This window comes from Ensifer sp. GW101-20A05, from assembly GCF_059424735.1.
The window spans coordinates 435,955-462,287 of record NZ_JBWKZT010000002.1 but is presented as its reverse complement, the minus strand read 5'-3'; the positions used below and the strand labels follow the sequence as shown (position 1 = coordinate 462,287).

The following is a 26,333-nucleotide window of genomic DNA, read 5'->3' as shown; positions in this document are numbered from 1 at the left end:
CACCCTGCAGAGCAGCGCCCCTTTCACAGCAGCAGGAGAGATGGGTCGGTTGATCCAGTCTTACCGCTGGGACGACAGCCCGCTCGGCCCCATGGAGGCTTGGCCGCCATGCCTGGCGGCTGCGGTCGACATCATGTTGCCGGCGCAGGCGCAGATCGTGATGTTCTGGGGCGAGGAGTTCGTCGCTCTCTACAACGATGCCTATGCGCCGACCATCGGAGACAAGCATCCTCGCGCATTGGGGCGCCCGGCGCGCGAAAACTGGGGTGAACTCTGGAGCGACCTCGAACCTCTGCTGCGACGCGTGCTGGAACGCGGCGAGACGGTGGTCGCGAAAGACCGTCCCTTCTACATCGAGCGACACGGTTATCCCGAAACGGCTTACTTCGATATTTCCTATTCGCCCGTCCGGGACGAAGAAGAGAGGGTTCGGGGCGTGTTCTGCATCGTCAATGAAACGACGGAACGCGTGAAATTCGAGGGCGCGCTGCAAGCCAACGAAGAGCGGCTTCGCGCCATTTTCTCGCAGTCGGCCGCCGGCATTTGCCAGATGGACCTGACGGGCCGCTTCCTCCTGGTCAACAATCGGTTCTGCGAAATCGTCGGCTATAGCGAAGCCGAACTGCTGACGATGCGGATGCACGACATCACGTTTCCCGAAGACGTCGCCCAAAGCGCTCGCCTGTTCAAGACGATGGCGAGCACCGGCGAAAGCTACGAAATCGAAAAGCGCTATCTGCGCAAGGATGGTGGTCTTGTCTGGGTGACGAGTTCGGTCTCCGCGCTTCGCGATGAGCGCGGCAATTTTCGCGAGGCGGCCGCCGTCATCGTCGACATCACCGAGCGCAAGCGAGCCCAGGAGGTCGAGCGTCGCCTTGCGGCCATTATCGCATCCTCCAACGACGCCATTCTCGGCATCGATCTCCGGATGAGGATTACGACCTGGAATGCCGGGGCCGAAAGGCTCTACGGCTATTCGGCCGAGGAAATGGTCGGCCGCTCCGTCATGACGCTGGTTCCCGAAGACCGGATTGACGAAGAGCCTGCGATCCTCAGGCAGGTCAATGCGGGTCTCAAGGTCGAGCCATATGAGACCAAACGGCTCCACAAGGACGGTCGAAGCGTCGATGTCCTGCTCAGCGTTTCGCCGATCTACGACGCCTATGGCAGCATCGTCGGCGCTTCGAAACTGGCCCACGACATAACCGTGCGGAAGGAGGCGGAGCGCCTGCAGACCGTCCTGGTCGGTGAACTGAACCATCGCATCAAGAACGTGCTTGCAACCGTCCTGGCCATTGCCCGGCAGACGCTCGGTCGCAGCGACAGCACGGACGCCGAAGAGGTGCAGGCTTTTGAAGCGCGGCTGGTTTCGATGGCGCGGGCGCACGACCTGCTCACCCATGGTAACTGGGAAAGGGCGGAGTTGAAGGCGATCATCAACCAGGCGATCTCCCCCTACTCGCAGGAGACGTTCGTCGTTTCCGGCCCGCCGATCCAGGTTCCGCCGAGGATGGTCGTATCGCTGTCCCTGGCGCTGCATGAGCTCGCCACGAACGCCGCCAAATACGGCGCACTTTCGACCGGGAACGGGCGGGTCTCCATCACGTGGTCGCTCCAGGCCGGCACGCCGACCCGGCTGACGCTGCGCTGGCAGGAATCCGGCGGGCCGTTGGTAAAGCAGCCATCGCGCAAAGGATTCGGCTCGCGCCTGATTCAAACGCTGTTGGCTGCCGAACTGAATGGCCAGGTGGAGATCAGCTACCATCCCACGGGCCTGGTGTGCTCGGTCGACGCGGCCCTGCAAAGTGGGTGGGACGAACCCACCGCACCCTAGCGGCGCATGGGCAACCCCCGAGCATCGTGCCCGGTAGCGGCTTACGCCCTGCCGGAGAGCACAAGCACACGATCCAATGCTGCGGCAAATCCCTTGAGCGACACTGAGAATGTCACGTTCTTTTCCGTATCGCTCGCAAAGGCACCGATCTTCAGGGCCGTTCCCCTGCGCAGCAATGCGACCGTCCCCTCGGTAAACGTCAACGACACGATGCAGCCGATGGGCAGGCAGGTGCGGAAGGGCGTTGGCTTGCCGCCGGTCGCCTCATCAACACCGAGTGTTACGCCCTTTTCCAGATAGAGGCCGAAGGGAAGCGCGAGGCTCCCCGCCAGAGCGGCGTTTTCAGCCGGCCGAAGTTCGAGCGTCAGCACGTGCTGGCCACTCTTGTGAAACTGCTGTTGCGACAGGATGCAATGCTTTTGGCCGTCGGCCTCGGCGCAGGCGACGCTCCAGTCCTCATAGGTTTCAGAAAGCTGAGAGGGCGCGGCAGCCGTCCCGGCCGCCGCGTCCTCTCCGTAAAGCGGCGTGATGGCGACGAAGGTCGCCATCAGCACTGTCGATAGCCAGACGAGCCGACGCATCAGAAGCGCACATCAAGCTTGGCATCGACCGCATTCTGCGTCGTGCCGGAGCCGAACTGTCCGGTGTAGGTGATGCCAAGGCTGGCATTGCCGGTCAGCGCGAAATCGATGCCGGCCTCGATGATTGCCGCGTCTTCGGCAATCGGCGTACCGGCAACCGAGAAGGCGCTGCCCGTGCCGAAGGCCATGGTCGAGAACGGCGTCGTGTCGCCGAAGGCGTGCTGCCAGCCGAGCATGCCGCGCACCTTCGTATCTGTCGCGCCGAGGCTGAGCGGAGCAGAAGCGCGCAGACCGAGCGTCGTGAAGGTCGTGTCGGTCGTGTTGCTCTTGCTCGACAGGGCGGCCGCGGCACCGCGCTCGGTGAAGCCGTCGGTGTGCAGGCTGACATAGGCGAGGTTCGCAAAGGGCTCGAGCGCCACATCAGGCAGGTCGATGCGGTAGCCGACTTCGCCGAATGCCTGGAACGTCCCGGCGTCATAATCGGCCTTCAGCTGATCGGTGAAGCCGGGGAAGGCAACGCTGCGCGACGTGTTGATCGAATGCCAAGTGTAGGCGAGGCCGGACCTGAGCGCGACATCGCCCCAGCGACCGCCGCTATAGACGCCCAGGTGGTAGTTGTCGCTGTCACCGCTGGAGGCACGGCTGTCGACGTCGAAGTTCGTCCGGCTGTAGCCGGCCATGATGCCGATCAAGGCATTGTCCGAGACCGCTGCATCGAAGCCAGTGACGAAACCGCCCGTCGACTGGTCGAGGCTGCCGGCGTTACCGTTGCCGTCGGTATTGGTCCACGAGCCGAACACCTGGCCCCAGCCGACCATCGCCGGCGGCGCGGCGGGAACGGCGTTGACGGCGGCGACGGCACCGGTCGTGATCTTGTCTTCCGGACCATAGGCAAGGACCGGAACGCTCGCAGCACCCACGTCACCGAAGGCGTCGCGGATGCGGTCGTTCACCGCATTGCGCAGCAGGCTGCTGTCGTTGATCAGCGCGGTCTGCGCCGAAGCATGGACTTCGCCGGACAGTTGGTCGAAGGCACGACGTGCCGCGTCGCCGTCGAGGATGGTCAGCGCATTGTAGAGCCCGAGCGATGGGCCACTCTGGGCAAGTGTGTTGAGCGCAAGTGCCGTCTGCCGCTGGTTGCCGGTCGCAGCCTCGCCTTCGAAGACGCCGGGCTCGGTGGGCTTCGGCTCGCCTGGTCTCGGTTCACCGGGCTTGGGTTCTTCGCCGGGTTTCGGCTCTTCGCCTGGCTTTGTACCGCCGTTCTTGACCTTGATCTTGAGGTCGACCTGCTTCTCCTTCTGGTCAAGCGAGACCTCAAGGAACGCCGATTTCGAGATAGCCTCGGCGAACTTTCCTTCGATCGCACGGTCGGCTGTCAGGATCGTATAGGTCTGCCCGGTCTTGTAGCTCGTGTTGGGGTCGAGGGCGGTCACCTGGACATTCGTGCCGCTGCCGATCTTGGCGATACCGGAGTTTTCGTTGGTGCCAATGCTCTTGACGACGATCCTGTCGGAACGGCCGTCACCGGCAACATCCGCCTCGTAGATCGAACCGGTCGCCATATCCAGTCGGCCCATGACCGTCAGCGTGCCGGTGGAATTGTTGCCGGGCGAAATGATCGCCTTGGAGTCGATATACGTGTCGCCAACCGTGCCGGAGCCGCCGAGCCTACCGAAAGAGGTCGAGTTCGGATCGCGGATGCGGTTCATCTCGCCGAACACGTTCACCTCATTGGTATAGAAGCGATCACCCTGTACCCGTCCCGTCTCACCATCGACGATGAGCGTGCCACCGGTCACTTCGAACCGGGTCTCGCTGTAGTCCAAGGGGCCGTTATCCGGATCGTTGTCGATCGTATCGAGGTTGTTCTTGAGGACCAGCTTGCCACCGGAAACGTCCACCTTGCCGTTGAATTTCGTCAGGTCGCCGTTGACGATGGTTTCTCCGGAAAAATTGCTGATCGTGCCCTTGCCGACGAGCGTGTTGGCGAACTCATAGCCGGTGTTCGTGTGGTTGAAGTTGACGTAACCCTTTCGCGGGCCAAAATCGATCTTCGTCGACGGATCGACCGTGCCTGCCGCCTGCGCCTGCCGAGCACGTGGCTCGGCGATATTATTCAGGTCGACCTTGCCGCCAATCGTCAGGTTGCCCATGCCTTCGTTGCTTATGCCACCGATATCGGAAAGCACGATGCCGCCGCCGGCCGAAAGCTTGGCGCCGTTGGCGACGGAAAGGTTGACCCGTCCGGCTTCGCCGATCGTCAGCTTGTCGGCGACCTTGAACTCGCTGCCGGCGCCATCGACATACACCTGAATGGTGTCGACGCTCTCATCCTCGCGCAGGACAGCAGTGTTGGTCGAGACCACGGCGCCGCTTTCGATCGTGAGGCTGTCGCCGACCGTGAGCTCGCCCGTGTTGATCCAACGCGAATTTTCACCGGTCACCAGAACCGTGCCGTTTTCGAAGTAAGCCGTCTTGGAGTTGATAAGGCCGCCGTTCTCGATCCTGACCGCAGCCGTGTTGAGCGTCAGGGCGCCGTCGGCGACACCCAGATAGTCGGTGGTGAGCATGGAGCCGGCTCCGCGCACCACGAGCGTTCCGTCTCCCTCCTGCAGAGCGCCGACATGGGTCTCCTTGGCCGATACCTTTCCGCCGTTTTCGACGATCAGAGTGCCCCGGCCGCCGTAGATGCCACCCTCAAAACCGCCGACATAGAGCACGCGGTACCCATTCGGATTGGCATCGACAATGTCCCAGGTCGACCCGGAACCGGAGACCACGACCGTACCTACGCTACCTCTCCCGTCGGCGATGTAGCCGTTGAGGCTCTTGACGACGGCACCGTTGTTGATGGTCAGGGTCGCGCCAGCGGGACGGCCGCGGATCACGAGATTGCCGTTGATCGTATGATCGCTGGACCAAGTCTCATCGTTTGGAACAAGCAGTCCGGCCGCTTTTGCCGGCGACGGCATGAGCGGCACCGCCGCCAGCATCATCGAGACGAGACCGACGCGGCCTAGCGCTGTCGAACTCAGAAGGTTGATTCTCGAAACGTCCGCCTTTGCACAGATATTCAATGTCTGCCCCTTTTCCTTTGCATCGATGGGCGCACAACTCCCAGGCGAACGGTGACGCCGGGAAAGCGCGGTCATGGGCCGGCTATAGCAAGCCCGCGAAGGGGGAGAATTCGGCTTTCTGCAAACGGCAAATTGCAGCGCTGAAGGGCTGTGGCTTTCTGCAAACGGCTTGATTTCGCCGACGAGCGTCAATCGACAAGCGTGCCGACTTCGCGGATAAAGCCTTGCATGGCGCGAACAAATGGCACGATTTCGGCGGATGAAGCAGAGTATGTCGCGGACGTTCGCCGGGCAACGCTCTCCAAGATGGGCGCCTTCATATCGGGTCTGGTGACGCCGCGCCGGTTTCGCACATCGATCATCATGCCCTTGCGGGTGCTGTGCCCCTGATCCCGACTTCGAAGCGGCAAACCGGCAAAGCCTGGGATAACCGCATTCCACAAACGGCGCGGAATCGCGACCGAGGCACTGAGCTTTCTGCAAACGGCTTGAATTCGCCGACGAACGGCAATCGACATCGGCGCTTGCTTGAACCATAAAAATGGAATGAAACCAGAGGATGAGACCAAATCGGTGGACGAAAGCGCCTATAGCGCAAGCGTGCGGCGCGCGACGCTCTGGCTCGGATTCCTCTATTGGTTCGTAGAATTCATCATCAGCAGCATCCTGTGGGGCATACTCGGGATCGATCCGATCATGTCGGCGCCGGGAAAACTGCTGCTGATGATCTGCGGCATGACCTTTTCCTATGGCATCGCCGCGGCGATGTTTGGCGTGCGGCACCAGCACATCGCGGTCAAGATCGTCGTCGGCTTCGCCACCTCGCTCGTGGCCGCCTTTGCCAACACCGGCGTCGACTTTCTGCTCTACCTTCTCATCGTGCGTGCCGATCCGGTCACGGTCGACTGGACCAGCATCGGTTATACGCTCGTCTACAGCATGGCGACGTTCGTCGGGTGGTCGTTCTTCTTCGTCGCGCTGCTCTACAGCTTCGAGCTGCGTGAGCGCGAACGGCGCCTGGCGATCTCGCGCGAGGAAGCACTGGCCGCGCAAATGCGCGCGCTGCGCTACCAGATCAATCCGCATTTCCTGTTCAATACGCTGAACTCCATCACCGGGCTCATAGAGGAAGGGCAGACCGTTGCCGCGACCCGCATGGTGATGTCGCTTTCCAACTTTCTGCGTACGACCCTGGAGCTCGATCCTTTGCACGACGTGCGGCTGGCGGATGAACTGGCCTTGCAAGCCGGCTACCTTCACATCGAAGGCGAGCGCTATTCCGACCGGATGAAACTCAGGATGGACATTGCCAGCGGCCTGGAAGAGGCACTGGTGCCAAGCCTGATCCTGCAGCCCCTGATCGAGAACGCGGTCAAACACGGCGTTGGCCGCTCGCCTGAACAGGTCGAGATCGTCATCAGCGCCGCCAAGGTCGGTCAGTCGCTTGAGATTGCCGTCGAGAACGATATCGCCGCGGAGACCAATAGTGGGCGGCGCCAGTCCTCCGGCACCGGGATCGGCCTCAAGAATGTCGCCGATCGCGTCCAGGCGCGGTTTCCGGGGGTCGGGGCCTGTGTATCCGGGCTCGTGACGCCCAGGCGTTTCAGAGCCGCAATTACAATGCCCCTGAGGCTTGCATGAACGAAATCCAGACAGTCTCCCTTTCGATCCTCATCATCGACGATGAGCCGCTCGCCAGACGCCGCTTGCTGCGCCTGCTCGGCGCGATGCCAGGGGTCGAGGTCTTGGGGACGGCCGGCAATGTCCAGCAGGCCTGCAGTCTCATCGCCGAGCTGCAGCCGGACGTGATCCTGCTTGATATCCAGATGCCTGGCGGCACCGGCTTCGACATCCTGGAGCAAGTGGGCAGCAACGCGCCCGCGGTCGTCTTCGTGACCGCCTTCGATCACTATGCGCTTCGCGCCTTCGAGGCGGCTGCCGTCGACTATGTCACCAAGCCGATCGAGGCGAACCGCCTGCGCACCGCAATCGAGCGGGCACGCGTGGCGATTGCGGCAAGAACGAGCATCGAACGTGTGGTGGAACTCAACGAAACCGTGCGGGCGCTGCGACAGGCGCTGCGCAAACACGAAACCCAGTCGGCCGATCTCTGGATCAAATCCCGCGGAGAATTCGTTCGTGTCGCGCTCGACCGGGTCGTGCGTTTCCAGGCGGAGCGCGATTATGTCCGCATCCACATCGAAGGCCGGTCCTATCTGCATCACGAAAGCCTGGCTTCGCTTGAACGCCGGCTCGACCCGGCAGAGTTTCTGCGGCTTCACCGCAGCTCGATCGTGCGCCGCGACTGTATCGTGGGGCTGAAGCAGGCCCCCTTCGCAGCCCTCATTGCCCTTCTTTCCGACGGCAGCGAAATTCGCGTCGGGCGAACCTATGCGCGCCATATCCGGCCGACCACCGGCGAGCGCCCGCAAGCGGACTGAGGGCCGAAACCGGGGCGATGGATCGGCTTTAGCGCAAGACGCCGCGCAGCCGCGGCACCGCAAAATCCACGAAGGCCCTGAGCTTCATTGGCACGAGGCCCTGCGGGAGATAGACCAGCTGGACCGGAAGCGGCGGGTGTTCGAATGCCTCCAGCAACGGAACGAGCAACCCTTCCGAGACGGGACGCGCCACCTGATAGGAAAGCACCCGCGTCAGGCCAAGGCCGGAGATGGCGGCATCGACGGCCGATTCCGCCGTGTTTACGATCAACCGCGACCGGATCGGCGCCGCCAGTTCGCGTCCATCGTCAAGGAAGCGCCAGACATGGGCGGCCGTGACGTTTTCGAACGTGATGCAGTCGTGCTCGGCGAGTTCGTTCGGATGCCCGGGGGCGCCGTGCTGCGCAACATAGCCGGGGCTTGCATAGACCACGCGGCGGACTGAGCCGAGCCTGGTCGCCACCAGGTTGCTATCGGGAAGGTTGCCGATCCGAAGTGCCAAGTCGATATGGTCGTCAACGAGATTGGCAAACCGGTCACCCAGCGCCAGCCGCATATCGATCTCAGGATGAGCCTTCAGGAAGTCCACGACGACGGGAAGAACGTGCAGGCGACCGAAGACGATCGGGGCAGAGATCGTCAGGTCGCCCTTGACCGCGCTGTATTCGCCGGCGGCCACCCTTTCCGCCTCCTCGACCCGCGCCAGGATCTCCTTGGCGGCCTCGACATAGGAGCGGCCGGTTTCAGTCAAGAGAATCTTGCGGTTCGTGCGAGTGATGAGCTGGGCGCCCAGATGCGCCTCGAGCTCCGAGACCTTTCGGCTGACTGTGGCAAGCGGCATCTTGAGCTGCCGTGAGGCAGCCGACAGGCTGCCGCTGTCGATGACGGCGAGCAGAACCCCCATGGCGTCGAGGCGATCCATCTTTCCTTCCAAAAAACGGGAATCAGTCTATCGTTCCCGCAGTCTACTGCCAAAAATTGGAAAGTCATAGATTGATCTCGAAGGCGGTTCATCCCGAACCGTCGGAGGGCCGCGACGGTTCTCATGCTCTTCGAGGGACATCTCCCATGAAACTCTATCGCCATCCGCTGTCCGGCCATTCGCACCGGGCTCAGCTCTTCCTGTCGCTGCTCGGCGTACCGCACGAACTGGTCGACGTCGATCTCAAGGCCCGGGCGCACAAGGAGCCGGAGTTCCTGAAGCTCAACCCGTTCGGCCAGGTTCCGGTCCTCGATGACGACGGCACCGTCGTTGCCGACTCCAACGCCATCCTCGTCTATCTCGCCAAGAAGCTCGGCCGCATCGATTGGCTGCCGGAAGATCCGGCTTTGGCCGCCAGGGTGCAGAAGTGGCTTTCGGTTGCTGCCGGCGACATCGCCTTCGGTCCGGCGGCTGCCCGGCTCGTCACCGTGTTCGGTGCCAATCTGCGGGCGGAAGAGGCTATCGCCCGGGCCCATCGCGTGCTGGCGCAGATCGATGCGGAACTGACCGGCCGCGACTTCCTGCTCGGCGCCCGGCCGACCATCGCCGACGTTTCCCTCTACAGCTACGTTTCCGCCGCACCCGAGGGTAATGTGGATCTATCCGACTACCCGCAAGTCCGGGCCTGGCTTGCCCGCATCGAGCGTCTGCCCGGCTTCGTCGGCTTTGAGAAGACGGCCGTCGGCCTCGCCGCCTGACGAACCGGCCCGGGGCGGTCACACTGCCCCGCGCCTCACCCCAACGAGGTTTCAGATCATGCCGGACAATGCACAACAGAAACGGCCGGAGTCTCCCTGGCACGAAGGCGAACTCGCCATCCAGCGCAGCCTCGGCGTCGTCGAGCGCATGGATGCGACGGGGCGCAATTTCGTCCGCAGCTTCATGCCCGAGCAGCACCAGCAGTTTTTCCCGATGCTGCCTTTCGCCGTCTTCGGCGCAGTCGATGCGCAGGGTGACGTCTGGGCGACGATGCGCGCCGCGGCCCCCGGCTTCATGCAGGCGCCCGACGCCTGGAACCTCGACATACGGCTGCCCCGTGATCCAGATGATCCGGCGGATGCCGGCATGGGCGACGCACACTCGATCGGCATGCTCGGCATCCAGCTCGAAACCCGGCGCCGGAACCGGCTCAATGGCGCGATCCTGCGCGACGGCGACGACGGTTTCACCATTCGCGTGCGTCAGAGCTTCGGCAACTGCCCGCAGTATATCCAGCTCCGGCAGTTCTCCTTTTCCCGCGATCCATATGAGCCGGCATCGGAACGGCCGATCCGTTACGCGGCCCTCGACGATCGCGCCCGGGCGATCATCGCCAATGCCGACACCTTCTTCGTCGCCTCCTATGTCGACCGCGATACCGGCGAGCGGCAGGTCGATGTCTCCCATCGCGGCGGAAAGGCCGGCTTCGTTGAGCTCGGCGAAGATGACGTTCTGACGATCCCCGACTTCTCCGGTAACCTGTTCTTCAACACGCTCGGCAATTTCATGGTCAATCCGCGCGCCGGCCTGCTGTTTGTCGACTTTGCGACCGGCGACATGCTGCAGATGACCGGCAGCGCCGAGGTCATCCTGTCGTCGCCCGAAGTCGCCGCCTTTCAAGGCGCAGAACGCCTGTGGCGGTTCCGTCCCCAACAGATCGTTTATCGCCAGGACGGCCTGCCGCTCCGCTGGGACTTCGAGGATGGCGGTTGGTCGCCCAGCCTGCTGACAACGGGTGACTGGGAACAGGCGAAGGTGCACCTGCAGGCCGCGGCCCTTGCCGAGGAGTGGCGCCCATTCCGCGTGGCGCGCGTCGAAGAGGAAAGCACGACGATCCGCTCGCTCTACCTCGCGCCGGACGATGGCGTCGGTCTCATGGCTCACCAGGCCGGCCAGCACCTGCCGATTCGGGTGAGGATAGACGCGGACGGCAAGGCGCTTGTCAGAAGCTACACGCTCTCTTCCGCCCCGACCGACGCCTTCTATCGCATCAGTGTCAAGAATGACGGCACCGTCTCGCAATACCTGCACGGGCTGAAACCCGGCGACCGGATCGAGGCGCGCGCGCCGGCCGGCAGCTTCACGATCGATGGCACCGAGCGGCGACCGGCGGTGCTGATCGGCGCCGGCGTCGGCATCACGCCGATGGTCGCCATGTTGCAGCACATCGTCCACGAGGGGCGCCGCAAGCGCCGCACGCGCCCAACCTGGCTTTTCCAGGCCGCTCGGTCCCGAGACGAACGCGCCTTCGAGCGGGAAATTGCCGCTCTGGTCGAGGAAGGCGAGGGCAACATCCGCCTCATACGCGCGCTCAGCCAGCCGGAGACCGCGACCGAAGGGCAGGACTATGACGTCGGCGGCCGGATCGATATCAGCCACCTCAAGTCCACCCTGCCCTTCGACGACTACGACTTCTATCTCTGCGGCCCGGCGGCTTTCACGCAGTCGCTCTATGACGGATTGCGCGGGCTTAATGTGGCCGATGCCCGCATCCATGCGGAAGCCTTCGGGCTCTCGTCGCTGACCCGGCGGCCGGACGGCGGTGTTGGGCCGATCATGCCACCGCCCGCCAGCGCTCCCGTGCACGTCGTCTTCGCGAGATCCGCCAAGGAGACCCGTTGGCAGCCGGGCGACGGCAACCTCCTCGATCTCGCCGAAGCGCGCGGGCTGACGCCCGAGTTCGGTTGCCGCAACGGCAGTTGCGGCTCCTGCAGAACGCCGGTGCTCGAGGGGAAGGTGACCTACCCGTCGCTGCCCTCCTTCCCGGTGGCAGAGGGCGAGGCGCTGATCTGCTGCGCCTTTCCGGCGGACGGCGAGGAACGCAAACTGCATCTTTCGCTCTGAGCTCTGGTTCGGCTATTGATGATGCACCACATCATCAGGCAGTTGACGTCGACCGAGCGGGATGCGCCATGAACGACCAACAGATACGCGATATCGTGCTCTGGCTTTCCGAACAGGGCCTGAAAGGCCTGGAAGAGCCGGAGTTGTTTGCCGGCTTCTGCGAGCAATGCCGCGCGGCCGGCCTGGATCTGGCCCGCGCGCTCGGGCTGATCGACACATTGCATCCGGAATTTGAGGGTCGCGCCTTCCAGTGGAACGACGAGAGCGAGGTCACGCCCGAAGTCATCCAGTACGGCTCGACGACCACGGGCGAAGCGCTGCTGAACTGGCAGAACTCGATCTTCTACCACATGCTTCGCGACCGAGCGGCAGAGCGCCGCATCCGGCTCTCAGCCGATGAAGGCACCACCTACAACATAATCGACAAACTGAAAGATGAAGGTCACACCGACTGCATCAGCATGATCCACCATTTCACCGAGCAGGGCCGTGTCGGCGAGATGGATTGCTTCTACTCCTATTGGACCACGCGGAGCGACAGCGGCTTCAGCGAGGATGACATTGCTGCGCTCCGGATCCTGCTGCCTACCCTTGCGCTTGCGGTGAAGGCCGGCTCATGCGTGCGCATCATCAGCACGCTCGCAGACGTCTATCTCGGCGCCGACGCTGGCCAGCGCGTCGTCAAGGGCAGCATTGCCCGCGGCTCGGCGGAACGCATCGAAACGGTCATGTGGTTCTCAGATCTGCGCGGCTACACGCGCATCTCGGACACCGCCGCCCCCGACGAGATCATCCCGCTCCTCAACGACTATTCGGGCACGGTAATCACCGCCGTTCACGACCACGGCGGCAGCGTGCTGAAGCTCATCGGCGACGGCGTGCTTGCGATCTTCAACGCCGACGATCCGGCAATCGCCTGCGCCAACGCGATTGCGGCGGAACGGCAGCTGCGCCGCATGCTGGCCGAGCTCAACGCACGCCGGCAAGAGGATGGCAAGCCGACGACCGACGTCTATCTCGGCCTCCATATCGGCGAAGTCTTCTACGGCAATATCGGCAGCCAGACCCGGCTCGATTTCACCGTCGTCGGCCCGGCCGTCAACGAAGTGAGCCGCATTTCGTCGATGTGCCGTTCGGTCGAGCGGCACATGATCATGTCCTCTGATTTCGTCGAGGCCTGCCCGCCGGAACATCAGGTTCATGCGGTGTCGCTGGGTCGTTTCGCGCTGCGCGGCATCGCCCGGGCAAAGGAACTGTTCACCTGGGATCCGGAATTGCCGATGAATTGAAAAGGCGCGCCGTTACTGGCTCATCACGCCTTGAGAGACACGCGAGAGGTGGCGGTGCTGCAGTTCGGCCTGAACTTCACCCTGGAAGTCCATTACCTGCCGGCGTACCTCGTCTTCCGAGCACCCGCAGGCAAAAAGTTCGTCGGCAAGGGCGCGGCACCGGCGGCGCCAGAATTGCAGCGCTTCGGCGCCATGCAGGTCCTCGAGCTCGGCGGCAGCGGTGCGGATGGCGGTCAATCTCCTCGCCACTGGAAACGGAACGATCGTGCTCACATCGGATTCCGTGGCTTTCACTGATTGATTGCCTGCCATCGTCTCATTCGCCCCCTGGAACTTCGTGCGTTGACGCGAACGCTTGAAGACGCCCTACGCTTGTCGATATCGAGCACCTCAGATGCCTCCGATGTCCCCAATCGAAGGCGAAGCACTCTGGTGATTCCTGTTCTACGAAGCTTATGGTTAACGTTTCCTTCCCGCCGACGCCGCCAGGTGCGGATTGATCCTTTGCGAGACGGAAGATGTCGGCCCCGTCAAACACACGACACGGTTTTCCGCTTTTCTGGGTTGGTTTCCGGCACAAAACATGACATTGGAAATCATATTTCTGCTGACCCTCGGTCGCCGCCCCCCAGTGAGTGCACCTGCATGTTGAAGCGTTTCTTCGCGTTTTACCGCCCCTATCGCGGCCTGTTCATTCTCGACTTCTCCTGCGCCGTATTGTCCGGCCTGCTCGAACTCGGTTTCCCGATCGCGGTGAAGCTGTTCGTCGACCAGCTTTTGCCGAGCCAGGAATGGACGCTGATCCTCCTGTCCTCGGCCGGCCTTCTGCTGGTCTATCTGCTCAACACCGGCCTGATGGCGACAGTTACCTATTGGGGTCACATGCTCGGCATCAACATCGAGACGGACATGCGGCGGATGGCCTTCGACCATCTGCAGAAGCTCTCCTTCTCGTTCTTCGACAACCAGAAGACCGGCCATCTGGTCGGACGCCTGACGAAGGACCTCGAGGAAATCGGCGAAGTTGCCCACCACGGGCCGGAGGACCTGTTCATAGCGATCATGACCTTCATCGGCGCGCTGTTGCTGATGCTGATGGTGCACTGGCAGCTGGCGCTGATTACGGCCGCTGTGGTGCCGATGACCGCATGGGTCACCAGCCGTTACGGTGGCCGTATGACGCGGAATTTCCGCAACCTCTATGGTCGGGTCGGAGATTTCAACGCCCGCATCGAGGAGAATGTCGGCGGTATGCGAGTAGTGCAGGCCTTCGCCAACGAAGCCCATGAGCGCAGCCTGTTCGAGACCGACAACCAGAACTATCGCCGCACCAAGCTCGAAGCCTATCGCATCATGGCCGCGAGCACGTCGCTCAGCTACATGAGCATGCGGCTGACGCAGCTGATCGTCATGATCACCGGCTGCTACTTCGTGCTGACGGGCGAACTGACGAATGGCGGCTTCGTCAGCTTCCTGCTGCTGGTCGGCGTGTTCTTCCGCCCGGTCGAGAAGATCAATTCAGTCATCGAGACCTACCCCAAGGGCATTGCCGGCTTCAAACGCTTCCTCGAACTCATGGAAACCGAACCCGATATCGAGGACCGGCCGGGTGCTGCCGACGTCTCCGGCCTCAAGGGCGACATCACCTATCGCGGCGTCTCGTTCGGCTATAGCGCCGAGAAGCCGATCATCCAGAACATCGACCTGACGATCCATGCCGGCGAGACGATCGCCTTCGTCGGCCCCTCGGGCGCCGGCAAGACGACGATCTGCTCGCTGCTGCCGCGCTTCTACGAGGTCAGCGAGGGTTCGATCACCGTCGACGGTATCGACATCCGTGACATCACGCTCTCGTCGCTGCGCGGCCAGATCGGCATCGTGCAGCAGGATGTCTTCCTCTTTGCCGGCAGCATCCGCGACAACATCGCCTATGGGCGGCTTGGCGCGAGTGAAGCGGACATCCTGGATGCCGCGCGGCGCGCCAAGCTCGACGGCACGATCCAGGCATTGCCGGACGGCATGGACACGGTGATCGGCGAGCGCGGCGTCAAGCTTTCCGGCGGGCAGAAGCAGAGGCTGGCGATTGCCCGCATGTTCCTGAAGAACCCGGCGATCCTCATCCTCGACGAGGCGACCTCAGCGCTCGACACCGAAACGGAAAGGGCGATCCAGCAGTCGCTGGCCGAACTTTCCAAGGGCAGGACGACGCTGATCATCGCGCATCGGCTGGCAACGATCCGCGATGCGGACCGCATCGTCGTCGTCGACGGCAGCGGCATTCGCGAACAGGGGCCGCATGAAACGCTGCTCGCCGCCAAGGGCGCCTATAGCCGCCTCTATCACGCCCAGGCAGGCGCCGGCTGACAAAGCCGCGGAGCTGCAGGCATTGCATGCGGAAGGAGGGGGCGATACGAACGGCACACAACGTCCCCTACCCTCCGTCCCATAGACCTTCAGCGCCATGAACACTCCTGATCTTTCCGTCCTTGAACGCGCCCTCGCAGCCTTGCCGCAGCACTACCCCGGACCGGGCGGCGTTGCCGGTGTGGTCAGAGACGGCAAGGTCCTCTTTCGCCACGCCTGGGGCTATGCCGGCCTGACGGCCCGCAAGCCGATGACGATGGCGACGCGGATACCGATCTGCTCGATCACCAAGCATCTGACCTGCGCCGTTCTGCTGGATACGGTCGGCGATCCCGAGAAGCTCGATCGGGCGCTCGACGTCTATCTCCCCTTGCTCGAAGGCAAGCGCCCGACCGCTGCCCATCTCTGTCACAACCAGTCCGGACTTCGCGACTACTGGGCATTGACGGTGCTGCAGGGCGCCAGCCACGACGGCGTCTTCCGCCGCGAGGATGCACGCCCGCTGCTCTCCAAGGCGCGCTCGACACACTTCGAGCCCGGCACCCGCTATTCCTATTCCAATGGCAATTTCCGCATTCTCGCCGATCTCATCGAGGAGCATACCGGCCGCTCGATGGCGGAACTCTATCAGCGCTCCGTCTTTGGCCCCGCGGCCATGCAGACCGCCGCCCTGACACCGGATACGAGCCTGCCGCCGGACGGCGTCGTCGGTTACGAGGGCAACGAGACAACAGGCTATTTCGAGGCGCTGAACCGCATCTACTGGGCCGGTGACGCCGGTGTTTCCGCCTCGCTCGACGATATGCTTGCCTGGGAGTGTTTTATCGACAGGACGCATGACGATGCGGACGGGCTCTACCGGCGCCTTTCTGCACCGCAGACCTATGCCGATGGCCGCCCGGCACCCTACGGCTTCGGCCTCGCACACGAGACGATCGGCGATGCCGTCATCAGCGGCCATGGCGGTGCGCTTCGCGGTTTTCGCTGCCGCAGGCTCTACGCGCCGGCCGAGCGCCTCTCTGTCGTGGTGATGTTCAATCACGAAGGCGATGCCCATGCGGCGGCGGTCGCGCTGATGAAGATCGCCCTCGGCCACGAGGATACCGAGACCACATCCGGAAGCTGGGACGCCAAGGGCACCGGCAACTATCTGGATGCCGAAACGGGCCTCGCCCTTGTCACCAGGCCCAGCGGATCGTCCCGCGTCGAACTGCAGTTTGCTACCTCTCCCGAGTCGCTTTCCGTCAGCGCCGACGGCAGCGCCGGTTCGGCCGCAGTGACCCTGACAGCACAAGGCGCCTCGCTTCGCATGGAGCGGCCTCGCGAAAATCTGACGGTGAGCGCTGACCGCGTTTCCGGCACGGCACTTCCCGATATCGCCGGTCGCTATCACTCAGTTGAACTCGACGCCCATCTCGACATCGCTTCCACCAATGGTGTCTTCTACGGTGGCTTCGACGGTTCGCGCGGGACCGGCGCGATGCACGCCATGCGACCACTGGCCGAAGACGTCTGGCTTCTTCGCTGCAAGCGCTCGATGGATGCACCGGCACCGGGAGACTGGACCGTGCTTGTCCGACGCGACCAGCAAGGCAACGTGGCCGGCCTCACCATCGGCTGCTGGCTCGCCCGACGGATCGACTACACGAAGATCGGCTGACGCCGCGGTCGAAGCGACCGGATATTTTAAGCAGGGGTACGGCAGCGGGCCGCACACGACCAGGAACCGGAAGATCACAGCGTGAAGCAGAAGCGACCGACAGCCGCTCGAGAAACCGGACGCCACGCCGGGGCCGATGCCGGCAAGCGCGTGACGGTTGCCCGCGCACTTTCTAAGCTCGGCTATTGTTCGCGCACGCAGGCCGAAAAGCTCGTGCTCGAAGGGCGCGTCAGCGTCGGCGGACGCAAGATCACGGACCTTTCACACTGGGTCGCCGTCGACAAGGATCGCATCACGGTCGACGGCAAGCCGGTGCTTGCCGAAGAGAAGATCTATCTGATGCTGAACAAACCGCGTGGACTGGTCACGACCCGCCACGACCCGGAAGGCCGGCCGACCGTCTTCGATTGCCTGAGGGATATAGACACCTCTTTCCTGTCCCCGGTCGGTCGCCTCGACAAGGCGAGCGAAGGACTTCTGCTCTTCACCAACGACACGGTACTCGCCCAGCGCCTGCTTGATCCTGAAACCCATCTCGGCAAGGTCTACCACGTGCAGGTCGCCGGGCAGATCGGTGACGACCAACTCAAGCAGATGGTTGCCGGTATCGAGGAAGGCGGCGAAACCTTGCACGCAGCGCGGGCCGTCCACCTCAGGGGCGGCGACAAGAACACGTGGATCGAAGTCGAGCTGGAAGAGGGGCGCAACCGCCAGATCCGCCGCATGCTCGATGCGCTCGGCTTCGAGGTGTTGCGCCTGCTGCGGGTTTCAATCGGGACGATCGCTCTTGGCGATTTGCCGAAGGGGACGAGCCGCAGCCTGGCCCCTGAGGAAGTCGCCTATCTGAGGCGACGCACGGGTCTTTGACGGCAGACGACGGATCTCAGTTTCCAAAACGGGCCCTTGCCACACGCATTATCTCCCCAAAACGCGGCAGTGAACGCAGGCTGTCCAGATCGTTGTCGTTTTCCATCCATACCAACAATTCGGGGCTCATCTTCGGCGTGATACGCTCAAGCGCGTCCAGGGCCGCTTCGGCGTCACCACTGATCGCCCAGGCACAAACCAGATTTGCCTGCAGCTGGATATTGTCCGGCTCAAGCAGACTGGCGCGCGATGCCCATTCGTTGGCCCTCTCGCGATCGCCAAGGAGGGCGAGGATGCCGGCGCCATGCCCGATCGCACCGCTGTGATCCGGCTCAGCAGCGACGATGCGCTCGATCCGGGCCAAGGCACGGCGACAGGCCTCAAGTGCCGCCTGCGCGTCGCCCTTGCCCTGGTAACATTGGATAGCCATGGCGGCGGCGTTGTAGTCCGCGGGGGCCAGCGCCGCGGCCCGCTCAAAGTGGCGTATGGCGTCGTCATAGCGACGCTGCATGATGAAGGTTCGACCGGCAGCGAGATTGGTGGCGTAGTCGTCGGGCTCGAGCTGAAGGGCAATGGCACATTGCCGCTCCGCCTCCGCAAACTGGCCTCGGTATAGATACAATAGCGCCTTTGCGGCATGGGCGCTGGCGAGACCGGGATCGAGTTCGAGGGCGCGGTCGATTTCCAGCTCGCCTGTTTCCGCACCTCCGACGCTGCGCCGCAGCCGGTTGAGCGTTTCGCCAAGAAGGGCCCAAGCCCGTGCATTGCCGGGCTCCAGCTCGGTCACGCGACAGCAGAGCCGGATGATCAGCGGCAGATGTCGCTCGGACCCGGTGATGTGGTATTCGCGCGCCAGGAGAAACAGCTTGTAGGCTTCCGGATCGGTCGGCGCTTTGCGCTCCAATGCCTGGCGCTCCGCAGGTAGGAGCTGAAGCCGGAGCGCCTCGACGACGGCACTTGCCAGGTCTGACTGCAGCAGCAACACGTCCTTGATCTCTCGGTCGAAGCGCTCGGCCCAGACGGTCGCCTCGTTTGCGCCATCGATCAACTGCGCCGCCAGTCGCATTCGGTCACCGGCCTTACGCACGCTGCCTTCGAGGATGTAGGCGACGTTCAGCTGTTGTGCGACGATCCGCGCACTCTGCGCCTTCATGCCGAAGGAGGTCGCCCGCGAGACGACCGAGAGCGACGAGAGCTTGCTGAGGTCGATGATGATGTCTTCGGTAACGCCGGCACTGAAATAATCCTGTTCCGGATCGCCGCTCATATTGGTGAAGGGCAGGACGCAGATGCCGATCCGTTCGCGCTTGCCACCGGTCTCTGGCGGCCCGCCAGGGTGGATGGCAAAGGCGCGGACAGCGCGCTCGATGTTCTTGAGCGACATCGGCCCGAGGTCTTCCAGGGCAAAGCTCAGCTTTCCGGCGACGTGCTCGCGGACCGCTTCGGAGAGGATGATCCCACCGGGCTCGGCGAGAGCCTGCAGCCGCGCCGCGATGTTGACGCCTTCCCCATAGAGATCGCCATCTTCGGCGATCACGTCACCCAGGTTGAGCCCCATGCGAAAGCGGAGTGAAGAGTCGGTTGCCGCGGCCACGCTCTGAAGCGCCATTGCGCATAGGGTCGCATCGACCGCACTCGCAAACTCGATCAGCGCGCCGTCACCCATCAGCTTGACGATCCGGCCATGGTGCCGCACCAGCGTCGGATCGAATGCCGCAAAGGCCGCCTTGACGCGGGCAAGTGTACCGGCCTCGTCGCGTCCCATCAGCTTGCTGTAGCCGGCGATATCGATACAGAGAACAGCGGTCAGTTTGCGCATCCAACCATTCCCATGGGCGAGCGCTCACTGTGAAGCTTTAGCCTCCCCGAGGGCAGTCCAACACACCCAGGCACAAGAAACAAGCGAAGACACCTGATCGCCCCTGAACTCAAGGACGCGGTACCACGCCGCCCTTGATGGGTGGAAATCCACCCACGCGATTGGCCGCATGTTTCCAAATCCACCCAAATCAATGCCCGCGCCCGACAAATACGCGCCGTCACCCCGCTAAGCCGTTGTCTGCTCTACGATTGCGTTTGCAAATGGGGGTACCCAGAACCGGCGCGGGAGGAAACCTTGCCGGCTGGCCGATATTTCATCCGGGAGGAAGAGATGAAAACCCTAAATGCCCTGCTCGGCGCTGTTGCCGCCCTGTCGCTTTTCGCCGTTTCCGCCAATGCACAAACCTATCCCGAACGCTCGATCACCATGGTCGTGCCGTTCTCGGCCGGTGGCCCCACGGATACCGTCGCGCGTCTCGTAGCTGAATCCATGTCGAAGGATCTCGGCCAGCAGATCATCGTCGAGAACGTCGGCGGCGCCGGCGGCACCCTTGGCGCCGGCCGCGTCGCTCAGGCCGATCCGGATGGTTACACCGTGCTGCTGCATCATATCGGCATGGCGACCAGCGCCACGCTCTACCGCAAGCTCGCCTATGATACGCTGAACTCCTTCGAATATGTCGGCCTCGTTACCGAAGTGCCGATGACCATCGTCGCCCGCAAGGATCTGGAGCCGGCCGACCTCAAGGGTCTCGTCGAGTACGTCAAGGCGAACAAGGACACCGTCACCGTCGCCAATGCCGGTATCGGCGCTGCCTCGCATCTCTGCGGCATGATGTTCATGAGCGCCATCGAGACACCGCTGACGACCGTGCCTTATAAGGGCACCGGCCCGGCCATGACCGATCTTCTCGGCGGCCAGGTCGACATCATGTGCGACCAGACCACCAACACCGCGAAGCAGATCCAGGGCGGCACGATCAAGGCCTATGCGGTCACCTCACCGGAACGCCTCAAGGTCTTCCCCGATCTGCCGACGACCGCCGAAGGCGGCCTACCGAACCTTCAGGTCGGCATCTGGCACGGTATCTACGCCCCGAAGGGCACGCCCGCCGAAGTGACCGAACGCCTGTCGAAATCGCTGCAGGTCGCACTCAAGGATCCGAACGTCGTCGCCCGCTTCGGCGAACTCGGCACCGAACCCTCCTCCGACGCCGATGCGACCCCGGCCGCGCTGAAGGCAAAGCTTGAGAGCGAAATCGCCCGCTGGAAGCCGGTGATCGAAGCAGCCGGCCAGTACGCCGACTGATCCATGGCTCGTCGCGCCGCGTCCCGGTTCACCCCGGAGCGCGGCGCCTTTGACATTGGGGAAGCTGCGACGGTGCCCGGAGAGGGGTCAAATGCCGTCAACCGCTGTTGACAGCTGTCAACGTGCGCCGCCCAATGCGCGAACCCGGCGTGACGTCGGCAATGCCAATGCGGGAGGCGGTCAGGAAAGCCTCGGCCGGCTGCCCCGCCCAGAACATATGGGGACACGATGAAATCACTCTCCTTCGACACCACCAATGCGCTCTGCGGCGGGATATTGACAGCGGTCGGGCTGTTCTTCACCTGGCAGGCCTTCAATCTCGAGCTTGGCACCGCCTTTCGCATGGGCCCCGGCTACTTCCCGCTGGTGCTCGCGATCATCCTGACGCTGCTCGGCATCGTGATCCTCGTGCAGTCCACCCGCGTCCAAGGCGAGCCCATCGGCCCGATCGCGCTGCGCGGCATGGCCTTCATCCTGCCGGCACCCATCTTCTTCGGCCTGACAGTCCGTGGCCTCGGCTTCGTGCCGGCGCTGTTCTTCACCGCGCTGATCGCCTGCTTCGCATCGGGCCGGATGAAACCGCTCATGGCGCTGGCGCTTTCACTGGCGCTGACCGCCTTCTCGGTCGCAGTGTTCAGCTATGGCCTCGGCCTGCCCTTCCAACGCTTCGGCCCCTGGGTCCAGTTTTAGGAGACGCGCGATGGAACTCTTCAGCAATCTCGCCCTCGGTTTCGCAACCGCGGCCTCCCCTGCCAACCTGCTCTTCTGCCTGATCGGCGTTTTGCTCGGCACCTTGATCGGCGTGCTTCCGGGCATTGGCGCCACGGCGACCATTGCCATGCTGCTGCCGATCACCTTCCAGCTCGAGCCGGTCTCGTCGCTGATCATGCTCGCCGGCATCTACTACGGCGCGCAGTATGGCGGCTCTACTACCGCCATCCTGATCAACATGCCAGGCGAATCCTCCTCGGCGGTTACCGCGATCGACGGCTACCAGATGGCCCGCAAAGGCCGTGCTGGTGCGGCACTCGCCATTGCAGCGCTCGGCTCGTTCTTCGCCGGCACCGTCTCGACGTTCCTCGTCGCAGTCTTCGCGCCGCCGTTGACCGAGATCGCTCTGAAATTCGGCGCGGCCGAATATTTCTCGCTGATGATCGTCGGCCTCGTCTCATCGATCGCGCTCGCCCATGGGTCGATCACCAAGGCTTTGGCCATGGTGGCGCTGGGCCTGCTGCTTGGGTTGGTCGGTACCGACATCTATTCCGGCACGCCGCGTTTCACGCTCGGCATCCGGGAGTATGCTGACGGGCTCAACTTCGTCGCGCTCGCGGTCGGTGTCTTCGGCATCGCCGAAATCCTGCGCAACCTCGAAAGCGAACGCACCCGCGAAGTGCTGATGGCCAAGGTCACCGACCTGATGCCGACCCGGGATGACTTCAAGCGCATGTTCGGACCGGTCGTGCGCGGCACCATCATCGGCTCGGCGCTCGGCATTCTGCCCGGCGGCGGCGCAATCCTTGCCGCTTTCGCCTCCTATACGGTGGAAAAGCGCGTCTCGGACCGTCCTGAAGAGTTCGGCCATGGCGCCATCGCCGGCGTCGCCGGTCCGGAAAGCGCCAACAATGCCGGTGCACAGACCTCGTTCATCCCGCTGCTCACCCTTGGCATTCCGGCCAACCCGGTCATGGCACTGATGATCGGCGCGATGATCATCCAGGGGATCGTGCCCGGTCCGAACGTGGCGTCCGAGCAGCCCGCGCTCTTCTGGGGCATCATCGCCTCAATGTGGATCGGCAACCTGATGCTGGTTGTCCTCAACCTGCCGCTGATCGGGCTCTGGGTGAAGCTGCTCAAGATCCCCTATTACGTGCTGTTCCCGATCATCATGGCGTTCTGCTCGATCGGCGTCTACAGCGTCAACTCCAACGTCTATGACCTCTATGCCGTCGCCTTCTTCGGCCTGGTCGGTTACCTGCTGTTGAAGCTGCGCTGCGAGCCGGCGCCGCTGCTGCTCGGCTTCGTGCTCGGGCCGCTGCTTGAGGAGAACCTTCGCCGCGCCATGATCCTGTCGCGCGGCGATCCGACGACCTTCGTCACCCGACCGATCAGCGCGATCCTGCTTCTGATCGCGGCGTTGGTGCTCGTCGTCGTTTTCCTGCCGAGCGTAAAGGCCAAACGGCAGGAGGTCTTTGTCGAGGAGGAATGATGGCTGCCAGCCATTTCGCACCATTAGCTATATAAATCAATAGCTTAAGACGCCGCGCCTCCAACCGGACGCGCGGCGTTCCCTTGACTGCGGCATTCTGCCCCTGCGCGGTTTGCCACATTGAGCTTTATCAAGCCGCTCGCCTATTTCTCATTCATCGAGAAAGAGACGAGGACGAAGCCGAGCGATGACACGTCGCACGAAATCAAGGTGGGACAAGGCCCTGCGCACCCTGTGCGCCATGGCTCTTTTCCTGCTGGGTTTCGCCCACCTCGGCCCTGCCCTCGCCGCCCCAATCTCGTCAGCCGACTACGCGCTCTACGCCCTTCCCGACGGTTCACTGCCGGATTTCTGTCAAACCGGCAGTGACGCCGACGGGAAGGAAAAGCCGGCGCAGAAACATGTCTGCAGTGCCTGCCGGTTCTTCTGGGCGCTGCTGACGCCGCCGGATGACACCGTCGGCGAGCGCCTGCAAGGAAGCCTTGCGCCCACGGCTGCGGTGACCGCCGTACAGCTGCCAACACAGGTTCATTCGCCGAACTCCAGTCCGCGCGGACCGCCCAAAACCAACATCTGGCTTTGAAACCGCGTTGACAGCTGTCAACGCCCTCCTTCGATGTCGGATGGCAGCGAGGCGTCGTGCCTCCTTGTATCCGCAATGCGGACCTACCCCATGCCCGAAACCCAATCCACAGCCGCGCCCTCAGCGGCCCCTCCCCTTGCGTCCTTGAGCAGACCGCCGCGTCTTCCTGCCCGCAGCCGTGTGGTCAGTGAAAACTTCACACTGCTTTTTGAAGGTGGCCGCAACCGCTCGCTCTTTCGCGTGCTCGGCGGCTGTATCGTCCTCTCTCAGCTGCTTGACGACGGTCGCAGGCAAATCACCGATGTGCTCGGTCCCGGCCGGCTTTTCGGTTTCACAGTCGATGGACGCAACATCGCCACGGCGGAGACCTTGAGCATCGCGCGTATCGAATCCCTGGGCGATGCCGAACTTCACGCAACCAATCCGGCTATCGCCAGCGAGTTGAAGACGACGCTGCATCGGCTACAGACGCATGCCACCCTGCTTGGTCGCAAGACCGCGAGCGAGAAGGTGGCAAGTGCCTTGGTCGAGCTGTCGCGCCTGTTCAATCGCAGCCGCGTCCCTGCCCCGCTCAGCTTCCACCTGCATCTCACCCGGGCAGATCTTGCCGACTGGCTCGGGCTTACCGTCGAGACCGTCAGCCGCTGTCTCAACCGCTTCAAGCGCGAAGGCCTTATCGATTTCTGCCATCCGAAGACCATGCGCGTGCTCGATCCCGAACGCCTCAAAGCTGCAGCGGGCCTCACCCGCCAGCGTGCGACCCGCGGCGTGCATCCCCAGAATTGAAGATTTCCGAACGGTCCATCCCCGCCCGGACTGCCCCAGAAAAGGAAGAACAATGATTGCCAGACTTGTCTATAACGTGCCGGTGTTCGGCTGGATGCTGAAGGAAGCCGTACAGGGATCGCAGACGGCAAAAGTCCTGTTTGTGATCAACTGCGCATTGATCTGGCTGCTCGCGATCGTCGCCTTCGGCTACCCGGCGATCATCATCCCGGCGTTGGTTCTTGTGCCAGTCGTTTTCGTGCTGCTGATCCTGATCACCATGGGCTAATGGCTGCGCGCAAAAGTGCGCAGCGATTTCGCGAAAACGACATCCGAAATATCAAAACCTTGAAGCCCAAGGAGTGATTCTGAAAGATTGCGACGCGCTTTAGATCCATCCAGCGCATGGCCTAAAGCACCCCCCAGCCGCGGTAGCGTCCGCGGCCGGTCATTTCGCGGATGCCGAGTTCCCGCACGAGGTTCAACGCACCACGCGGCGTTACTCCGACATGCTGCGCGACGAGCGTGGCTGAAACGATCGGTCGGGACAGCACCAGCTCGATCAGCGCAGGCAGGCTGCTGTTGGAGCGGCGATCGCGGATGCGCATCTCCATCTGGGTCTTGGCCAGCGATAGGCGGTCGAGTTCCTTGAGACCCAGATCCGCGGTCACCGTCATCGCTTCCAGGAAAGCGCCCCATCGTGTCACTGGATCTTGCGAGCGGCGTCGTTCGTGCCGGACGACCTTCTGTCCGGCGTTGAAGGAGAGGAGATGCGAGGTAACCTTGCCGCGTGATCTCAGATAGGCGCCAACGAGCAGCGAACCCATCCAGTGTTGGCGGCGCAGCGGCTCGAGCCGCTCCCAGGCGTCGAAGAGCAGGGTGGCGCCAAGGCTGGCCGGCAGCTGATCCGCTGACGCGACCACCTGACGCCATTCGTCCATACGTGCGTCCTCGTCCCATTCCTCGTCAAAGAGCAGCCCTAGCTGCCCCATCGGCTCCTGTGCGGTCACGCGTGCCGCGCGCTCGGCGACTTCGAGCGTATCCTTGTCGTGCGCTTCCAGCAGCTGCTGTGACCGAGCGATCGCCGCATCGATGGCCGCAAACTCAGCGGCCATGGGATTGGCGTCCTCCTCGTCGTCCGCCTCAAGATGGCGATCGTTACCGGCGGCGGTCGATTGAGGCTCCAGCCTGGCCTCTGCAGGCGTACCGCCGGCACTCACCGGTGGAAGCTGTTCGCCTCGAAGGGCGGCGAGACCCTGAGGCGTAAACGCCCATGCGGGTTCGGCCAGCCAGATGCGCCGCCGCGCGCGAATAACCGAATGGGCAATCGTCAATTCATGCGTCGGGGCACGGGCATCCATATGGGCATCGTGCAGCACGAGATCCTCGACATGGACGAGTTCACCGGCAACCCATAGGGCAGCCGCAGCGTCGAAGAAGTGGCCACGCTCGCGGAAGCCGTCTTCGACCGCATGGCGGTTTGTTCGCTCGTCCAGTCGCGCCAAGCCATCTTCTGCCGAAATCAGCAGTGGAAGCAGTGTTGGATGATAGGGATCGGGGATCTGGTATCGCATTTCAAACTAAGGGTGCCAGTGTCGAAATGGAACGTAACACGATATTCATTTCCGTCACAGATGCGTGGTACCGCAGTCTTGGCTATTTGAAAGAACGCGCCGCCGGTGCGCCGGTATAGCGTGGCCTCCGCATATGGACTTATGCAGCTCAATCGTT

General features: G+C 63.0%; 22 protein-coding genes. 15 read left to right on the top strand and 7 right to left on the bottom strand.

Annotated features, from left to right (window positions below; all coding sequences use genetic code 11):
• Nucleotides 1-40: 40 nt before the first annotated feature.
• Nucleotides 41-1,834: a PAS domain-containing HWE histidine kinase family protein gene (locus AC070A_RS07235; RefSeq protein WP_057251273.1), complete on the top strand. Its 1,794-nt coding sequence runs from the start codon at nucleotides 41-43 to the stop codon at nucleotides 1,832-1,834.
• Between the two features lie 41 nt (nucleotides 1,835-1,875).
• Here the strand turns inward: AC070A_RS07235 and AC070A_RS07230 are convergent, their stop codons facing one another.
• From AC070A_RS07230 to AC070A_RS07220, 3 genes are all read right to left on the bottom strand, one after another.
• On the bottom strand, nucleotides 1,876-2,415 hold the full coding sequence (locus AC070A_RS07230) for an invasion associated locus B family protein (protein WP_112994024.1): 540 nt from the start codon (nucleotides 2,413-2,415) through the stop codon (nucleotides 1,876-1,878).
• Nucleotides 2,415-5,492, bottom strand: a complete 3,078-nt coding sequence (locus AC070A_RS07225) for an autotransporter family protein (RefSeq protein ID WP_162727943.1) — start codon at nucleotides 5,490-5,492, stop codon at nucleotides 2,415-2,417. Before AC070A_RS07225 ends, AC070A_RS07230 begins: the two co-directional genes overlap by 1 nt.
• 188 nt (nucleotides 5,493-5,680) lie before the next feature.
• A complete protein-coding gene (locus AC070A_RS07220; RefSeq protein WP_162727944.1) occupies nucleotides 5,681-6,010 on the bottom strand; it encodes a hypothetical protein in 330 nt (109 codons plus the stop codon).
• Nucleotides 6,011-6,038: 28 nt separating this feature from the next.
• Between AC070A_RS07220 and AC070A_RS07215 the strand changes: the two genes are divergently transcribed.
• Both AC070A_RS07215 and AC070A_RS07210 read left to right on the top strand, forming a co-directional pair.
• Nucleotides 6,039-7,133 (top strand): sensor histidine kinase, encoded by a 1,095-nt coding sequence (locus AC070A_RS07215; RefSeq protein ID WP_057251269.1) that lies wholly within the window; start codon nucleotides 6,039-6,041, stop codon nucleotides 7,131-7,133.
• Nucleotides 7,130-7,933 carry a LytR/AlgR family response regulator transcription factor gene (locus tag AC070A_RS07210; protein WP_057251268.1) on the top strand — a complete coding sequence of 268 codons (804 nt, stop codon included), beginning with the start codon at nucleotides 7,130-7,132 and terminating at the stop codon, nucleotides 7,931-7,933. The genes AC070A_RS07215 and AC070A_RS07210 overlap by 4 nt, the downstream gene beginning before the upstream one ends.
• Nucleotides 7,934-7,961: 28 nt before the next feature.
• Here AC070A_RS07210 and AC070A_RS07205 read toward each other — a convergent pair whose 3' ends face one another.
• Entirely contained in the window at nucleotides 7,962-8,855 is an 894-nt protein-coding gene (locus AC070A_RS07205) for a LysR family transcriptional regulator (protein ID WP_057251267.1), read from the bottom strand.
• A 146-nt stretch (nucleotides 8,856-9,001) separates the two neighbouring features.
• Here AC070A_RS07205 and AC070A_RS07200 point away from each other — a divergent pair, with 146 nt between their 5' ends.
• The 3 genes from AC070A_RS07200 (at nucleotide 9,002) to AC070A_RS07190 (ending at nucleotide 13,027) form a co-directional block, all read left to right on the top strand.
• Nucleotides 9,002-9,613 (top strand): glutathione S-transferase family protein, encoded by a 612-nt coding sequence (locus AC070A_RS07200; protein WP_057251266.1) that lies wholly within the window; start codon nucleotides 9,002-9,004, stop codon nucleotides 9,611-9,613.
• A 58-nt stretch (nucleotides 9,614-9,671) separates the two neighbouring features.
• Entirely contained in the window at nucleotides 9,672-11,738 is a 2,067-nt protein-coding gene (locus AC070A_RS07195; protein WP_112994026.1) for an FAD-binding oxidoreductase, read from the top strand.
• A gap of 68 nt (nucleotides 11,739-11,806) precedes the next feature.
• Complete coding sequence (locus AC070A_RS07190; RefSeq protein WP_112994027.1) at nucleotides 11,807-13,027, top strand: adenylate/guanylate cyclase domain-containing protein; 1,221 nt, start codon at nucleotides 11,807-11,809, stop codon at nucleotides 13,025-13,027.
• Nucleotides 13,028-13,039: 12 nt separating this feature from the next.
• Here the strand turns inward: AC070A_RS07190 and AC070A_RS07185 are convergent, their stop codons facing one another.
• The gene (locus AC070A_RS07185) at nucleotides 13,040-13,300 is read right to left on the bottom strand and encodes a DUF6074 family protein (protein ID WP_244495613.1); all 261 of its coding nucleotides are present in this window, start codon (nucleotides 13,298-13,300) and stop codon (nucleotides 13,040-13,042) included.
• A gap of 372 nt (nucleotides 13,301-13,672) precedes the next feature.
• Between AC070A_RS07185 and AC070A_RS07180 the strand changes: the two genes are divergently transcribed.
• From AC070A_RS07180 to AC070A_RS07170, 3 genes are all read left to right on the top strand, one after another.
• On the top strand, nucleotides 13,673-15,391 hold the full coding sequence (locus tag AC070A_RS07180; RefSeq protein ID WP_057251262.1) for an ABC transporter ATP-binding protein: 1,719 nt from the start codon (nucleotides 13,673-13,675) through the stop codon (nucleotides 15,389-15,391).
• A 97-nt stretch (nucleotides 15,392-15,488) separates the two neighbouring features.
• A complete protein-coding gene (locus AC070A_RS07175) occupies nucleotides 15,489-17,051 on the top strand; it encodes a D-aminopeptidase (RefSeq protein WP_492383792.1) in 1,563 nt (520 codons plus the stop codon).
• 81 nt (nucleotides 17,052-17,132) lie between these two features.
• Nucleotides 17,133-17,918, top strand: coding sequence for a pseudouridine synthase (locus AC070A_RS07170; RefSeq protein ID WP_057251260.1), 786 nt, complete (start codon nucleotides 17,133-17,135; stop codon nucleotides 17,916-17,918).
• A gap of 16 nt (nucleotides 17,919-17,934) precedes the next feature.
• Here the strand turns inward: AC070A_RS07170 and AC070A_RS07165 are convergent, their stop codons facing one another.
• Nucleotides 17,935-19,737: a TPR end-of-group domain-containing protein gene (locus tag AC070A_RS07165; protein ID WP_112994028.1), complete on the bottom strand. Its 1,803-nt coding sequence runs from the start codon at nucleotides 19,735-19,737 to the stop codon at nucleotides 17,935-17,937.
• A gap of 333 nt (nucleotides 19,738-20,070) precedes the next feature.
• Between AC070A_RS07165 and AC070A_RS07160 the strand changes: the two genes are divergently transcribed.
• The 6 genes from AC070A_RS07160 (at nucleotide 20,071) to AC070A_RS07135 (ending at nucleotide 24,891) form a co-directional block, all read left to right on the top strand.
• Nucleotides 20,071-21,048 (top strand): tripartite tricarboxylate transporter substrate-binding protein, encoded by a 978-nt coding sequence (locus AC070A_RS07160; RefSeq protein ID WP_057251284.1) that lies wholly within the window; start codon nucleotides 20,071-20,073, stop codon nucleotides 21,046-21,048.
• Between the two features lie 228 nt (nucleotides 21,049-21,276).
• Nucleotides 21,277-21,738, top strand: a complete 462-nt coding sequence (locus tag AC070A_RS07155; RefSeq protein WP_058322686.1) for a tripartite tricarboxylate transporter TctB family protein — start codon at nucleotides 21,277-21,279, stop codon at nucleotides 21,736-21,738.
• 10 nt (nucleotides 21,739-21,748) lie between these two features.
• Entirely contained in the window at nucleotides 21,749-23,254 is a 1,506-nt protein-coding gene (locus AC070A_RS07150) for a tripartite tricarboxylate transporter permease (RefSeq protein WP_112994029.1), read from the top strand.
• Between the two features lie 187 nt (nucleotides 23,255-23,441).
• Nucleotides 23,442-23,837, top strand: coding sequence for a hypothetical protein (locus AC070A_RS07145; RefSeq protein ID WP_112994030.1), 396 nt, complete (start codon nucleotides 23,442-23,444; stop codon nucleotides 23,835-23,837).
• Between the two features lie 90 nt (nucleotides 23,838-23,927).
• Complete coding sequence (locus AC070A_RS07140; protein WP_162727945.1) at nucleotides 23,928-24,623, top strand: Crp/Fnr family transcriptional regulator; 696 nt, start codon at nucleotides 23,928-23,930, stop codon at nucleotides 24,621-24,623.
• A 52-nt stretch (nucleotides 24,624-24,675) separates the two neighbouring features.
• A complete protein-coding gene (locus tag AC070A_RS07135; RefSeq protein ID WP_057251254.1) occupies nucleotides 24,676-24,891 on the top strand; it encodes a hypothetical protein in 216 nt (71 codons plus the stop codon).
• A gap of 121 nt (nucleotides 24,892-25,012) precedes the next feature.
• Here the strand turns inward: AC070A_RS07135 and AC070A_RS07130 are convergent, their stop codons facing one another.
• Entirely contained in the window at nucleotides 25,013-26,176 is a 1,164-nt protein-coding gene (locus AC070A_RS07130; protein WP_057251253.1) for an RHE_PE00001 family protein, read from the bottom strand.
• Between the last annotated feature and the right edge of the window lie 157 nt (nucleotides 26,177-26,333).

Bases quoted from the DNA above. Each gene is read 5' to 3' on its own strand.
- AC070A_RS07180 (WP_057251262.1), top strand. From the start codon at position 13,673: ATGTTGAAGCGTTTCTTCGCGTTTTACCGCCCCTATCGCGGCCTGTTC.
- AC070A_RS07230 (WP_112994024.1), bottom strand. From the start codon at position 2,415: ATGCGTCGGCTCGTCTGGCTATCGACAGTGCTGATGGCGACCTTCGTC.
- AC070A_RS07140 (WP_162727945.1), top strand. From the start codon at position 23,928: ATGCCCGAAACCCAATCCACAGCCGCGCCCTCAGCGGCCCCTCCCCTT.
- AC070A_RS07220 (WP_162727944.1), bottom strand. From the start codon at position 6,010: ATGTCGATTGCCGTTCGTCGGCGAATTCAAGCCGTTTGCAGAAAGCTC.
- AC070A_RS07200 (WP_057251266.1), top strand. From the start codon at position 9,002: ATGAAACTCTATCGCCATCCGCTGTCCGGCCATTCGCACCGGGCTCAG.
- AC070A_RS07215 (WP_057251269.1), top strand. From the start codon at position 6,039: ATGAAACCAGAGGATGAGACCAAATCGGTGGACGAAAGCGCCTATAGC.
- AC070A_RS07235 (WP_057251273.1), top strand. From the start codon at position 41: ATGGGTCGGTTGATCCAGTCTTACCGCTGGGACGACAGCCCGCTCGGC.
- AC070A_RS07145 (WP_112994030.1), top strand. From the start codon at position 23,442: ATGACACGTCGCACGAAATCAAGGTGGGACAAGGCCCTGCGCACCCTG.
- AC070A_RS07135 (WP_057251254.1), top strand. From the start codon at position 24,676: ATGATTGCCAGACTTGTCTATAACGTGCCGGTGTTCGGCTGGATGCTG.
- AC070A_RS07210 (WP_057251268.1), top strand. From the start codon at position 7,130: ATGAACGAAATCCAGACAGTCTCCCTTTCGATCCTCATCATCGACGAT.
- AC070A_RS07155 (WP_058322686.1), top strand. From the start codon at position 21,277: ATGAAATCACTCTCCTTCGACACCACCAATGCGCTCTGCGGCGGGATA.
- AC070A_RS07160 (WP_057251284.1), top strand. From the start codon at position 20,071: ATGAAAACCCTAAATGCCCTGCTCGGCGCTGTTGCCGCCCTGTCGCTT.
- AC070A_RS07175 (WP_492383792.1), top strand. From the start codon at position 15,489: ATGAACACTCCTGATCTTTCCGTCCTTGAACGCGCCCTCGCAGCCTTG.
- AC070A_RS07205 (WP_057251267.1), bottom strand. From the start codon at position 8,855: ATGGATCGCCTCGACGCCATGGGGGTTCTGCTCGCCGTCATCGACAGC.
- AC070A_RS07195 (WP_112994026.1), top strand. From the start codon at position 9,672: ATGCCGGACAATGCACAACAGAAACGGCCGGAGTCTCCCTGGCACGAA.
- AC070A_RS07190 (WP_112994027.1), top strand. From the start codon at position 11,807: ATGAACGACCAACAGATACGCGATATCGTGCTCTGGCTTTCCGAACAG.
- AC070A_RS07150 (WP_112994029.1), top strand. From the start codon at position 21,749: ATGGAACTCTTCAGCAATCTCGCCCTCGGTTTCGCAACCGCGGCCTCC.
- AC070A_RS07165 (WP_112994028.1), bottom strand. From the start codon at position 19,737: ATGCGCAAACTGACCGCTGTTCTCTGTATCGATATCGCCGGCTACAGC.
- AC070A_RS07130 (WP_057251253.1), bottom strand. From the start codon at position 26,176: ATGCGATACCAGATCCCCGATCCCTATCATCCAACACTGCTTCCACTG.